Annotated in this window: 8 protein-coding genes; 1 reads left to right on the top strand and 7 read right to left on the bottom strand. The window is 70.5% G+C overall.

Annotated elements, in window-relative coordinates; genetic code table 11:
* Nucleotides 1-9: 9 nt before the first annotated feature.
* From FB560_RS01075 to FB560_RS01060, 4 genes are read right to left on the bottom strand one after another with little or no spacing between them, the layout of a single operon-like run.
* Nucleotides 10-990: an ABC transporter substrate-binding protein gene (locus FB560_RS01075; protein ID WP_141870672.1), complete on the bottom strand. Its 981-nt coding sequence runs from the start codon at nucleotides 988-990 to the stop codon at nucleotides 10-12.
* Complete coding sequence (locus FB560_RS01070; protein WP_141870671.1) at nucleotides 987-1847, bottom strand: ABC transporter ATP-binding protein; 861 nt, start codon at nucleotides 1845-1847, stop codon at nucleotides 987-989. The genes FB560_RS01075 and FB560_RS01070 overlap by 4 nt, the downstream gene beginning before the upstream one ends.
* Nucleotides 1844-2866 carry a FecCD family ABC transporter permease gene (locus FB560_RS01065; RefSeq protein WP_170198000.1) on the bottom strand — a complete coding sequence of 341 codons (1023 nt, stop codon included), beginning with the start codon at nucleotides 2864-2866 and terminating at the stop codon, nucleotides 1844-1846. The genes FB560_RS01070 and FB560_RS01065 overlap by 4 nt, the downstream gene beginning before the upstream one ends.
* Entirely contained in the window at nucleotides 2863-3939 is a 1077-nt protein-coding gene (locus tag FB560_RS01060; protein ID WP_211349930.1) for a FecCD family ABC transporter permease, read from the bottom strand. The genes FB560_RS01065 and FB560_RS01060 overlap by 4 nt, the downstream gene beginning before the upstream one ends.
* Before the next feature lie 58 nt (nucleotides 3940-3997).
* Between FB560_RS01060 and FB560_RS01055 the strand changes: the two genes are divergently transcribed.
* Complete coding sequence (locus FB560_RS01055; RefSeq protein ID WP_141870669.1) at nucleotides 3998-4720, top strand: helix-turn-helix transcriptional regulator; 723 nt, start codon at nucleotides 3998-4000, stop codon at nucleotides 4718-4720.
* A gap of 70 nt (nucleotides 4721-4790) precedes the next feature.
* On the opposite strand, the gene FB560_RS01050 is transcribed toward FB560_RS01055, so the two are convergent.
* The 3 genes from FB560_RS01050 to FB560_RS01040 all read right to left on the bottom strand — a co-directional run bounded on the left by FB560_RS01050 (nucleotide 4791) and on the right by FB560_RS01040 (nucleotide 12873).
* Nucleotides 4791-10490, bottom strand: coding sequence for a fibronectin type III domain-containing protein (locus tag FB560_RS01050; RefSeq protein ID WP_141870668.1), 5700 nt, complete (start codon nucleotides 10488-10490; stop codon nucleotides 4791-4793).
* Between the two features lie 274 nt (nucleotides 10491-10764).
* On the bottom strand, nucleotides 10765-11871 hold the full coding sequence (locus FB560_RS01045; protein ID WP_141870667.1) for a glycerate kinase: 1107 nt from the start codon (nucleotides 11869-11871) through the stop codon (nucleotides 10765-10767).
* A 45-nt stretch (nucleotides 11872-11916) separates the two neighbouring features.
* Nucleotides 11917-12873 carry a LacI family DNA-binding transcriptional regulator gene (locus FB560_RS01040; protein WP_141873059.1) on the bottom strand — a complete coding sequence of 319 codons (957 nt, stop codon included), beginning with the start codon at nucleotides 12871-12873 and terminating at the stop codon, nucleotides 11917-11919.
* Between the last annotated feature and the right edge of the window lie 58 nt (nucleotides 12874-12931).

Below are 12931 nucleotides of genomic sequence, written 5' to 3'. Positions count from 1 at the left end.
TCGTCCCTCCTACTTCGCCGCGGTGGCGAGCACCGGCGCGACGGCATCCAACGCCCACGGCAGACCCAGCGGCGACGGATACGCGATCGGCGACGCGACGTCGTCACCGATGACGCCGTACGCACCGCGCTTCACGACGTCGAGACTCTGGAACAGGGGATCGGACTCGAGTTCGCTGCGAGTGAGCAGCCCTTCGTCACCGAACGGGTAGCCGATCACGAGCACGTCGGCTTCGAGCTTGTCGATGTTCTCCTTGCTGAGGCCGGCGTTGTCGCCCGTGAACTCCGCGGCGATCTCGGGCAGCGTGAAGCCGAGGTCGGTGAAGAAGCTGACGTCGCTCCCCTGATACGACGAGTACGTGATCTGGTCGGGGTGGATCACGGCGTACGTGATGGTCTTGCCCGCGAACTCCGGATGCGCAGCGGCCGCGGCGGCGAACGCGTCTCCGACCCCCTCGATCGCGGCATCCGCCTTCTCGGGGATCCCGAGCGCGCAGCCGGCGAGTTCGGTGCGGTCGGCCCAGGTCATCGCGTCGAGGCCGTCCTCGGTCGTGTACGCGATGACCGGAGCGATGGCCGAGAGCTTCTCGTAGTCCTCGTCGAGGCTCCATCCGCTCGTCGCGAGGATCGCATCGGGCTTCGACGCGGCGATGGCCTCGAAGTCGATGCCGTCGGCGGGGTCGTAGCTGTCGAGCTGCAGGCCGCGTTCGTCGAAGGCCTCCTGCTGCCAGGCACCCAGTTCGTAGCCGGGGTAGATGACCGGCTCGACGCCCAGCGCGATCGCGATGTCGAGGTCGACGTCGGTGACCACCGCGATCCGCTCAGGCGACTCCTCGAAGGCACTGCTGCCGAACGCATGCGCCAGCGTGTACGGGAACACGCCGCACTCGCCGGAGGCCTCCGTCTCCGCCGAGGTCGAGCAGCTCGCGAGGGCGGCAGCCGAGACGAGCACCGCGGCCACGGCGGCGGTCGTGCGGATGAGGGTTCTCATGGGATCTCCTGGGGTGTCGGCGAGGACGAGTGTCGCCCTCGGGGAAGGATCAACGGGGTTCCGGTGTCCGGGTCGGGGATGATGCGGGAGCGCAGGCCGAACACGTCCTGCACGAGCTGCTCGGTGAGCACCTCGCGCGGTGGTCCTTCGGCGACCAGCCGCCCCTCGCTCAGCACGAGAAGGCGATCGGCGTATGCAGCGGCCTGTTCGAGGTCGTGGAGCACCATGACGATGGTCTTGGACGCTGCGGCGCGCAGATCGGCGAGCAGATCGAGCACCTCGATCTGATGCGCGATGTCGAGGTACGTCGTCGGCTCGTCCAGCAGCAGCAGGGACGTCTGCTGCGCGAGCGCCATCGCGATCCAGACGCGCTGACGCTGCCCGCCGGAGAGCGACTCGACGGGGCGATCCGCGAGTTCCGCCGTGCCGGTGACGACCAGGGCATCCGCCACGACCCGCAGGTCGTCCACCCCCGAACGGCGCAGGAGACGACCGTGCGGGTGACGTCCGCGGGACACGAGGTCGGCGACCGTGATCCCCTCGGGCGCAAGGGGGCTCTGCGGCAGCACGCCCAGCCTCTGTGCGATGACGCGACTCGACATCGTCTGCAGCGCGGCACCGTCCAGCAGCACCTGGCCGGCCTGGAGCGGGAGCAGTCGCGCGAGGGCCTTGAGGAGGGTCGACTTGCCGCTGGCGTTCGGCCCGACCAGCGCCGTGATCGAGCCGACAGGGAAGCCGACGTCCAACCCGTCGATCACGACGCGCGTGTCGTAGCCGACGCGGATCGCCTCGGCGCGGAGGATGTCGGAATGCGGGCCGTCAGAGCGGTCCTCGGCGATGGGTGGGACGGCTGTCATGATCTCCTCCGGCCGTGGACGAGCAGGTAGATCAGCGCTGGAGCGCCGATCACAGCGGTGATGCTTCCGGTGGGCACCGGCGAGATGAAGGGGGCCGTCTGAGCGATGAGGTCGGCGGCGACCACGATCACCGCACCGACCAGCGCCGCGGCGACGGCGGCATCCGTGCGGCGAACCAGCCGCGCCGCGAGCGGGCCGGCGACGAGGGCGACGAAGCCGATCGGTCCCGTGATGCTGGTCGCGACGGCGGCGAGTCCCGCCCCGAGCAGCAGCGACCCGAACCGCAGGCGCGAGACGCGGGTGCCGAGGGCGGCGGCGAGGTCGTCGCCGAGGGCGAAGGTGCGCAGGCCGCGGGAGGCGAACAGCAGCAGTACTGCGCCGACCGCGAGCGTGAGCAGAAGCACCCAGACCCCGGCCCAGTCCGCACCGCTGAGCGAGCCGATCATCCACCGCAACGCCCGCTCGACACTCATCTCGTCCGCACGGGTGACGAGATAGGTCGTGACCGCGCTCGCGCAGGCGCCGATGCCGATGCCGACCAGCACGAGTCGGTACGGGCTGACCCCGCGGTGCCAGCTGAGCAGGAACACCAGCGCGGCGACGCCGACCGCACCGACGACCGCGCTCACCTGCACGCCGATCCCGACCGCTCCGAGCGTGAGGACGGCGGTGGCCGCGGCGGACGCACCAGCGGAGATGCCCAGGATGTCGGGGGTCGCCAGCACGTTGCCCACCAGCCGCTGATACAGATGCCCGGCGAGCCCGAAGAGTGCGCCGGACAGCAGGGCCACGAGAGCGCGCGGAACGCGGGTCTCGAAGACCACGTACGCAGCCAGCCCCTCCCCCTGCCCGAAAGCCGCGGGGATCATGTCGTCCAGCGCGATGTCGGCGGAGCCGGCGAGGATCTCGGCCGCGGCGAAGGCGAGGATCGCCACACTCAGCACGAGGCAGACGAGCGCGGAGCGCGTGCGGTCACGTCGGCGCTCGCGCACCAGCAGGGGGAGCAGCGCATCCGTCACGCCGGCACCACCTTGCGACCGCGGGCCAGTGCCACGAACACGGGAGCGCCGATCACGGCCGTGGCGATGGCGACCTGCAGCTCCCCATTGCCCGGGATCAGCCGGCAGGCGACGTCGGCGAGCAGCAGGAGCACCGCGCCGCACAGCGCCCCGTAGGGGAGCAGCCAGCGGTGGTCGCCGCCCACAAGCAGGCGGGCCGTGTGTGCACCGAGCAGCCCGACGAACGCGACGGGGCCGACCGCAGCTGTCGCGGCCGCGCACAGCACCACGGCGGTCACGGCGCCGAAGAGCTGCCACCGCCCCACGGCCAGGCCGAGCCCCTCGGCGACCTCGTCGCCCAGGGCCAAGGCGTTCAGGGGGCGGCCGAGCGGCACGGCGAGCAGGAGCCCCGCCAGCGCGAACGGCCAGATCTCGTCGATCACGCCGGCCCGACCGTTCAACTGCCCGACCGACCAGTAGTTGTAATGCGCGTACACGGCCGTGTCACGCACGATCAGGAGCGTGATCAGGGAACCGAGGATCGCCGACAGCGCCGCACCCGCGATCACCAGGCTGATCGTCGCGCTCGCGGCGAGACGAGCCAGTCGCGCGATCGCGAGCACGATGCACGCGGTGACGGCAGATCCGGCGAGAGCCCACCAGAAGTAGGATGATGCCCCCCGCACGCCGAAGAACAGGATGCCGAGCAGCACCGCGAACGCCGCTCCGAGCTCGATGCCCAGCACCCCCGGGTCGGCGAGCGGATTCCGGGTCAGCGCCTGCATGATGACGCCCGAGCATCCCAGACTCGCGCCCACCAGCAGTGCCAGAAGCGCGCGGGGCATCCGCTCGGTGACGATCACGAGCGTCTCGTAGTCATCGGCGGGCCGGAGGCCGAGAAGCGTCTCCACGACCACTCCCGGCGCGATGTGACGAGCGCCCAGAGCGAAGCTCAGCACGACACCGATTGCGGTGAGAGCGAGCAGTCCGAGGAGTCCGAGCACCCGTCGTCGACCGCGGGTGCTGACCTGCGTGAGAAGCCGGTCGTCCAGCGTCAGCGGGGCCCGCGGCAGGAGGGCAGGATCTGAGGGCACGTGTTGAGCGTAGGCTTACCTAAGTACCCGTCCTCCCACTCAGCGATCGAGGAACCCCATGGAGCGCTCAGCCGCCGTCGAGACCGAAGCGGACGAGGTCGAACACTGGGGGCATCCCCCGCATCTGCACGCCAGCGGGCAGCTCGTGACGGCCATCACGGGGTCCGGCGTGCTGCGCATCGACGAGCAGGACTGCGCCTTCGACACGGCGACCGCGATCTGGGTACCACCGCGCGTCCTGCACTCCGGGGTGTTCGCCGCCGACCTGCTGCCGCTGGCGATCGACCTCGACGAGGCATCCCTGCCGCAGGAGACGCGCCTGGTGGCCATCGACGCCGAGCTGAGAGCCCTGCTGCTGGCTTGGGCGCGCGACAACGACCACGCGCGCAACCGTGATCGTGAGACACGCATCGCCGTCGCGGTACGGAACTCTCCGGCGTTGCGCCGGCCGCTCCGATTGCCCACCGGGCCGTTGACCCGACCTGTGATGGAGCATCTGCGGCTCGCCCCGGCGGCGGTCCCTCCCCTCACGGAATGGTCGCACCGACTGCATGCCTCGGTGGCCACGATCCGCCGCGCGTTCCTCGCGGAGACCGGCTCACCGTACTCGGAATGGACCACCCTGTTCCGACTGGAACTGTCGATCGTCCCGCTGCGTGCGGGAGAACCGGTGGCGACGGTGGCGCGCGCTATGGGCTTCAGCCCGAACGGCTACACGCTGGCCTTCCGCCGGTGGACGGGTCAGACGCCGTCCGAGTACCGCTCGAACCTCATGCGCTGATCAGGCGGGGCTCAGCAGTCGGGGCGGGAGCGGCGGATCATCTCCACCGCTCCCGCCCCGACCCGCTGAATCACTTCACGACGTAGCTGTTGACCTTGGCCATCACGGCGTCCGAGACGACGCCCGAACCACCCAGCACCACGATCCGCTGAGGCTTCAACCGCGCCAACTCCGCCGCCACCACATCCGGCAGCTTCGTCGACTCCGTCAACAGCACCGGACCACCCAGATGACCCGCCGCAGCCGCACCAGCCAACGCGTCAGGGAAGTTCATCCCGTTCGCGATGTACACCACCGGCACACCCGCCGTCGGGAACGACGCCTTCGACACCGCCACAGACGTATCCCACCGCGACTGACCCGCCTGACGCGAAACCGCGCCCTTCGCATACGACCCGGCCTTGGTCATCACGGCATCGGAGACGACACCCGAACCACCCAGGACGACGATCCGCTGAGGCTTCAACCGCGCCAGCTCCGCCGCCACCACATCCGGCAACTTCGTCGACTCCGTCAACAGCACCGGACCACCCAGATGACCCGCCGCAGCCGCACCAGCCAACGCGTCAGGGAAGTTCATCCCGTTCGCGATGTACACCACCGGCACACCCGCCGTCGGGAACGACGCCTTCGACACCGCCACAGACGTATCCCACCGCGACTGACCCGCCTGACGCGAAACCGCGCCCTTCGCATACGACCCAGCCTTGGCCATCACGGCATCGGAGACGACACCCGAACCACCCAGGACGACGATGCGCTGAGGCTTCAACCGCGCCAACTCCGCCGCCACCACATCCGGCAACTTCGTCGACTCCGTCAACAGCACCGGACCACCCAGATGACCCGCCGCAGCCGCACCAGCCAACGCGTCAGGGAAGTTCATCCCGTTCGCGATGTACACCACCGGCACACCCGCCGTCGGGAACGACGCCTTCGACACCGCCACAGACGTATCCCACCGCGACTGACCCGCCTGACGCGAAACCGCCGGCGACGTGTCGGGCGCCTTCGGAGTGACCGCGGCCGAAGCCGCGGACGCCGCAGACGAGCCGATCGCGTTCGTGGCCTTGACCGTGAACGTATATGCCGTGCCGTTGGTCAAGCCGGTGACCGTCGCCGTCGTCGCACCCGTGGTCGTCGCGGTCTTGCCGCCGGGAGACGCCGTCACGGTGTAGCCCGTGATCGCGGACCCGCCGTTCGAGGCCGGGGCCGTCCACGACACGACCGCCTGCGCGTTCCCCGCCACCGCCGTCACCGCGGTCGGAGCTGCGGGGGCAGTGGGTGCCGTCGTCGGAGTGACCGCCGCCGAGGCCGCAGACGCCGCAGACGAGCCGATCGCGTTCGTGGCCTTGACCGTGAACGTGTACGCCGTGCCGTTCGTCAGCCCCGGAACCGTTGCGGTGAGGGCACCGGTGGTCGTGGCCGTCTTACCGCCCGGCGACGCCGTCACGGTGTAGCCCGTGATCGCGGACCCGCCGTTGGACGCCGGAGCCTTCCACGACACCGCCGCCTGCGCGTTGCCCGCGACTGCCGTGACGCCCGTGGGGGCGCCCGGAGCGGTCGACGGGGCGACGGGAGTCACCGCGGTCGACGCCGTCGATGCCGCAGACGTGCCCGCTGCATTCGTCGCCGTGACCGTGAACGTGTACGCCGTGCCGTTGGTGAGCCCGGTGACCGTCCCGGTCGTCGCACCCGAGGTCGTGACCGTCTTGCCACCCGGCGACGCCGTCACGGTGTAGCCCGTGATCGCCGACCCGCCGTTGGACGCCGGAGCCTTCCACGACACCGCCGCCTGCGCGTTGCCCGCGACTGCCGTGACACCCGTGGGGGCGCCCGGAGCCGTGGCCGGCTTGGTGGTGGTGAACGTCACCTTCGCGGACTCGGCGCTGCTGCCGACGGCGTTCTTCGCCGTGACAGATGCGGTGTACGCCGTCTCACCGGCGAGGTCGCTCAGCGAGACCGTCTCTCCGGTGACCGCGATCTCTCGCACCAGCTGCGCGCCGGTGTACAGCTTGACCGTGTAGCCGGTGATCGGCGAACCGCCCGTTGCCGGGGCCGTCCAATCGAGCTGGGCGGTCGTCGCCTGCACCTTCGACGCCACGGGCGCCTTGGGCGCCGACGGCGAGACGGGCTTCGCCGTCACCGTGAGCGTCGCCTCGTTCGTCGTCTTCTTCACGCCTGCCGACGTGAAGACCGCGCGAACCTTGGTTCCGTTGTCGCCGATCACGGTGGTCAGCACCACCGCCAGGTTCGTCGCACCCGGGATCGCCGTCCAGGCACCGCCCGCCTTGCTGCGTTCCCACTGCACGGTCGGTGCCGGAAGACCCGAAGCCGACGCCTGGAAGACTGCGGGGTCGCCCGCGGTGACCGACTCGTTCGCGGGGTGCCGCTGGATGAGGAACTCGTCGCTGATCGACTGCTCCGGCGTGCGCGGATCCTCACCGTTGCCCAAGGGGCGCATCGAGAGGGACACCGATGCGGTGCCACCCGCCGAGACCTGCACGGGATCGGCGCCGCTCAGCGTCGACTTGCCGTTGTACCAGGTCGTTCCGGTCGCGGCCGAGTATACGTACAGCGCGTAGGTGCCTGCCTCGACCGGCGGGAGCGTGTAGTTGCCACCGGCGTCCGTCAGCGTCTCGACCCCGAGAAGAGTTCCGGCGGGCTGAGCGCCGAACGCCTCGGCGAACGGGGCGAAGAGGGCGTTGATCCCGGTGGCCGGCAGCGTGGCCAGACCGACCGTGGCACCGACGAGCGGTTCGCCGTCGGTGCCCATCACCGAACCGACGACGACACCGCCGAGACGCATCGACGCATCGACGCCGGTGATCGTCTTCCCTGCGACGGTCACCGTGGTGGCGGAGGACTGACTCGTGGCGTCCTTCCACCATTCCTCGATGTAGAGCCCGCTCCAGTTCGCGAAACGCACGGTGTACGTGCCGTTCGGCAGGGCCGTTGTCGTGTACGTGCCGTCCCCGGCTGTGCTGGCCGAAGCGACGCTGCGGTCCGACGCGTCCCGCACATCGACCGAGATCCCCGCGAGCGAGTTGCCGTTGTTCTCGGCCGAGACGCGGCCGCTGAGGGTCTGCCCCTTCGCCAGCGCGAAGGCGATGTTCGAGACGTCGGTCTCAGCGACCGTGACCCGGCGCGTCGAGGGGACGAAGGTCGTGGACGTGTTCGCCACCGTGATGTCCCATGATCCGCGCACGCCGACCGCGAGCCGGAACGTGCCATCAGTCTGCGTCTGGGTGAATCCCCATCGGTACGCGTCAGGCGCGTTCGCCTGCACAGCCGCACCGGCGACCGGGGCCCCGCTCGCCGCATCCGTGACCCGACCGCTGAGCACCCATCCACGTTGCGTCGAGAGAGCCAGGACCGTGGGCTTGCCGGCCACGACGACGAACGGCGCGGAGACCGCCTGCCGGAGTGCATTGCCCTCCGGGTCCGTCGGGATCACGGTCACGCGATAGGTGCCGGGTGCGGCCGCGAAGGCGAACTGCGTACTGGAGGACTCCCGCTGCTCGACCTGGGACCACCAGTCACCGTACTGACGCTCCAACACGGTCGTGACGCGGCTGATCACCGAACTGTCGGTCGCCGCGACCGTCCCGCTGACGGCGACGTCCTTGCGGAGATCGAGGTTGATGCCCGCGGACACCTTGTTCGCAACGACGGTGATCGGTGTGGCATCGCTCATCTGCGTCTTGCCATCCCAGTACGTGTCACCGGTGTACGCGATCCAGGTGCCGGGCGTCAGACCCGCGACCTCCCACGGCACAGCGGATCCGTCGACCGTCGGCACCGCGATCGATCGATACTCCGAACCGTCGGGCCGACTCAGGGAGACCCAATGCGTGTCTCCCCCCACCATCGGCGTCAGAGTTCCGCGGATGGTGCCGCCGAGGACAGCCGTGATGTCGGCCGTGAAGGTGGCGTCGATCCCGAGATCGATCACGACGGGCGCGGGATCGGTCGTCGTCGCTCCGAACCAGACGTCGACGACGCCGCTGGTTCCCGAGGTCACCTTGACCACGTAGTTGTCCCGCGTGAGAGAGCCGATCGTGTACTTGCCCTGCGCATCCGTGGTCGCCGTGGCGACCGGGTTCGACGTCTGGTGCGCACGGAAGACCGACACCGTGGCGCCCTCCACTGCCGTCTTGTTCGCGAACGACACGGTCCCGCTGATCGTCCCGCCCTTGACGGCAACGAAGTTGATGCCGTTGTAGGTCGCTCCATCCGTCGTGGCCCGCACGAGATCCGCCGTCTCGGCGGAGCGCTTGCCGTCGTACCACTGGACGGGTTCGGACATGAACCCGGGCTCGCCCCGGCCCACGGTGTACTCGCCTGCCGGCAGGGCCCAGGACGAGTAAGTGCCGTCGGCTGCCGTCTGCGTGGACGTGACCATCACACCGTCTTTGCTGAAGAAGATCATGTCTCCCTCACGCGGTGTGCCGTCGGGGTTCTTCGAGGTGCCGGAGATGCGCACCCCTGCCTTGAGGATGCCGTCGTAGCCGCTGAGCGATCCGGTGGCCGAGGTCACGGTGATCGTCTCGGCCGCCGACCAGTTGTCGACGCCTGGCCAGTACGTGGTCGGGCCGCCGCTCTGGAAGCTGAGGGTGTAGGCACCAGGAAGGACGTTGATCAGCGTGTACTTGCCATCCGCCCCCGAAGTCGCCCAACGAGACGTGTTGCCCTCGACGAACTCGCGCGGAGACAGCGACACGTAGGCACCCTCGACGGGCTTTCCCGCTCCGTCCTTGAGGGTTCCGGAGACAGTGCGCGAAGAGATCGTGATGCCGATGCCGATGCCGGTCACTGCGCCGTTCACGACGATCGCCTTCGCCGTGGCCGCGGTCGTGCCGCCGTGATAGGCGGTCACGCCTGCGGAGTAGATGTCCACGATGGCCCGGTACGTCCCCTTCGGAACGGTCAGGGACCAGGCAGTCGTGCCGGTCTTGACCGACAGCGACGTCTCGAACGATGCCGTGTCGGAGTCCAACCGCAGCTGAGCCTCCGACGCCGACAGAGGTCCCGTCACCGTGACGGAGCCGGAGACCTTCTGCCCCGCGATGAGGGCGATGTCCCCGAGCGTGGAGACGGCAGCCTTGGGCTCGAGGAGCCATGCATCCTCCGCCCAGGTGCCGGGCAGGATCTTCCCCTGCTGACTGATCGAGCCCATCACGTATCCGTCGCCCGGACGCACCACGAGCCGGAACGGACGCGCTGTCTTGGCGTTGAGCGTGAACGTGCCGTTCGCGCCGGTCGTCACCTGTCCGATCGCCCCCGGCCCGTCGCCGTACATCGGCTCGGCCACGAGCGTCACCCCGGAGGCCGCCGCGCCGGCGGGTGTCACGAAGCGCCCGGAGACGGTGACCGTCACCACCTCGCCGTAGGTCTCCTCGGGGATGTCCCCCACTGCGGCTGCGGCGGCACGCGCCTGCGTCGAGGGGGCCTGCACTGCAGGGACATCGGCGGTGGCATCGTCGTCCGACGGCGTCTCGGCAACAGGACCGTCGACCACGGTCGTGGTCACCTGCGCGCCGTGTGCGGGTGAGACGACGGCGGGGTCATCGCTGACCAGGTCGGGGGCAGCCGCGGCAGCGACCACGGGCGCGGCGGAGGCGGACTCGGCCGCTGCCGCCGGCACGGCAGACCCGGCGACGAGCGCGAGCGCGGTAACGAGAACTGTTCCGGTGCGCAGCACGCGGGACCAGAGCCCCGTGGCGGAATCGGGCAGTGCGGCAGGACGGAGTGCGTGGACGCGGCTCACGGACAATCTCCCCAGGATCGAGCGACAGTCGGCCCACTCCATTCGATGGAGGAACCAGTATTCTGGCCTGAGCGTAGCAGAGAGCGAACCATACGCGTGATGACGGATTCCGGTCCATGCAACGCCGCATCCTGGGCGCATCCCCAGGATCACGGGCGATCACAGGCACGCTCCGCGGCGACGGCGGCAATGCGGCCCTGGTGGCCTGCGCAGGCTGTGCGCTACCGGCGCGTTCTTTTCCCGGGTGTCGGATCGGATGCGCGCCCGAGGCGGGTCAGCGCGCGGATCGGGCGAGAGCGGCCCCGGCCGCGCGCAACCACTGCGCCGGCTCGGCGAGGGCCGCGGCGGAGGAGCCGGCGAGGTCGGTGAGCGATGCGGATGCCGCGAACAATGACGTGTCGGAATCCGCTGTGATGCGACCGGCGGCCAGCATCGCCCGCGCTCCTGCGTCGACCGCAAGGGACGCCAGGAACGAGGGCACCTTGCCGTCACCGGACTGTCCGTCGTAGGAGCCTTCGCCCGTGATGACGACGTCCGCGTCGGCGATGGCGGCGGCGAGCCCGATGAGTTCCGCCACCTCGGCTGCGCCGGGCGCGAGCACACCGCCCCACACCACCAGCGCGCCGCCGGTTCCGCCGGCAGCACCGACCCCGGGGAGCGCGGCGTCGAGCTCGAGCAGTGCCGCGAGTCGGACCAGATCGTCGTCGACGCGCGCGCTGTCGACCTCGTCCACGAGCCCCTTCTGGGGGCCGAACACGGCGGCGGCGCCCCGCGGGCCCGTCAACGGGTTCGTGACATCGGTGAGCACTCGCACCTCGGGCGCAGGGCGCAGCGCACCGAGGTCGACGGCCGCGATGTGCGCGAGCCCCCGCGCACCACGCGCGACCGGGACACCTTCCACGTCGAGGAACCGCGCACCGAGCGCGGCGAGCATCCCGGTGCCGCCGTCGGTCGACGCGCTCGAGCCGATGCCGAGCACGAGCCGCGAGACGCCGTGGTCGAGGGCCGCCACGATGGCCTGCCCGAAGCCGGAGGTGTCGGCATCCCAGGGACGCAACTCGTCGAGCAGTTCGATGCCCGAGGTGGAACCGAGGTCGACCACCGCCGTCCCGTTCGGCGCATCGTCGGTCGGGGGCAGCAGCAGCCAGAAGGTGTCGACCGGGACTCCCGCAGGGCCGTCGACCGTCACGGGCATGCGCCGGGAACCCGAGACCGCCGCCTCGAACGCGGCGACCGTGCCTTCGCCGCCGTCCGCCATCGGCCGGTGCACGAACTCGGCGCCCTGATCGACCGACGCCCACCCCGCGGCGAGCGCGATCGCCGCGTCGGCTGCCGTGATCGTGCCCTTGAAGCTGTCCGGAGCCAGCACCACTCGCGTCATCGCGTCCTCCCAGCCCAGAGCCTAACGGAGCGGCCGTGCGGCAGATCAGCCTCGGGCGGTGCTGGCGCGCTCGAGAAGCACGGTGGGGACGACCGACGCCGACGACCCGGTGCTGTCGCCCTCGATGTCGGCGACGAGCGCCGCGACGGCACGATGGGCGAGCGCGGTGAAATCCTGCCGGATCGTGGTGAGCGGAGGGCGGTAGTTCGCCGCGTCGGGCACATCGTCGAAGCCGACGACGCTGACCTCCTCCGGAACCCGCCGTCCGCTGTCGGCGATGGCGCGGAGCAGCCCGAGCGCCATCTGGTCGTTCGCGCAGAAGACCGCAGACGCGGCGGAGAGCTGCGCGCCCGCGGCGAATCCGGAGTCAGCGCTCCAGTCTCCCCGCACCACGGCGGGCGGGCGGATGCCGGCGGCGGTGAGGGTCTCACGCCATCCCCGCTCGCGCTCCGTCGCGGCGAACGAATCGGCGGGGCCCGCGAGATGATGCACGACCTCATGCCCGAGACCGAGCAGATGCCGTGTCGCGGCCGCGGCACCCCCGGCGTGGTCGCTGTGCACGGCGTGGAACCCGGCATCGGCCAGAGCGTCGACCACGACCAGACGGAGTCCGGACGGACGGTCGGCGGCCGGCACCAGAGCGGATGCCTCGTTCAGCACGATCGCTCCGTCGACCTCCTGCTCGGCGAGCCGCTCGAAGGCCTCGGCCACGCTCGACCCCGCCGTGACGAGGGTGAGGGCGTACCCGCGTTCGGCGGCCGCCTCGGCCGTGGCCTGCAGCATGCGGGAGTTGCCGACCGTGGCCAGGGTCGTGACGACGAGTCCGATGGTCTGCGAGCGACCGGTGCGCAGCGCACGGGCGGCGCGGTGCGGACGGTAGCCGAGTGCGGACATCGCCTGCTCGACCCGGGCACGCGTGGCGGGGTCCACCCGCGGGCTGTCGTTCACCACACGGGAGACCGTCTGACCCGACACCCCGGCGCGTGCGGCCACAGCGGCCATCGACACCCGGCCGGTGGCGGGGCGGCGGCGCGGCGCTCGGCCGGGCGCGAGGCCGAGA

Source organism: Microbacterium saperdae (assembly GCF_006716345.1).
GTDB lineage: Bacteria > Actinomycetota > Actinomycetes > Actinomycetales > Microbacteriaceae > Microbacterium > Microbacterium saperdae.
Note: the sequence above shows the minus strand (reverse complement) of the source record. Positions and strands in the feature narration are given on the sequence as shown.

Bases quoted from the DNA above. Each gene is read 5' to 3' on its own strand.
- FB560_RS01075 (WP_141870672.1), bottom strand. From the start codon at position 990: ATGAGAACCCTCATCCGCACGACCGCCGCCGTGGCCGCGGTGCTCGTC.
- FB560_RS01070 (WP_141870671.1), bottom strand. From the start codon at position 1,847: ATGACAGCCGTCCCACCCATCGCCGAGGACCGCTCTGACGGCCCGCAT.
- FB560_RS01055 (WP_141870669.1), top strand. From the start codon at position 3,998: ATGGAGCGCTCAGCCGCCGTCGAGACCGAAGCGGACGAGGTCGAACAC.
- FB560_RS01045 (WP_141870667.1), bottom strand. From the start codon at position 11,871: ATGACGCGAGTGGTGCTGGCTCCGGACAGCTTCAAGGGCACGATCACG.
- FB560_RS01040 (WP_141873059.1), bottom strand. From the start codon at position 12,873: ATGGCCGCTGTGGCCGCACGCGCCGGGGTGTCGGGTCAGACGGTCTCC.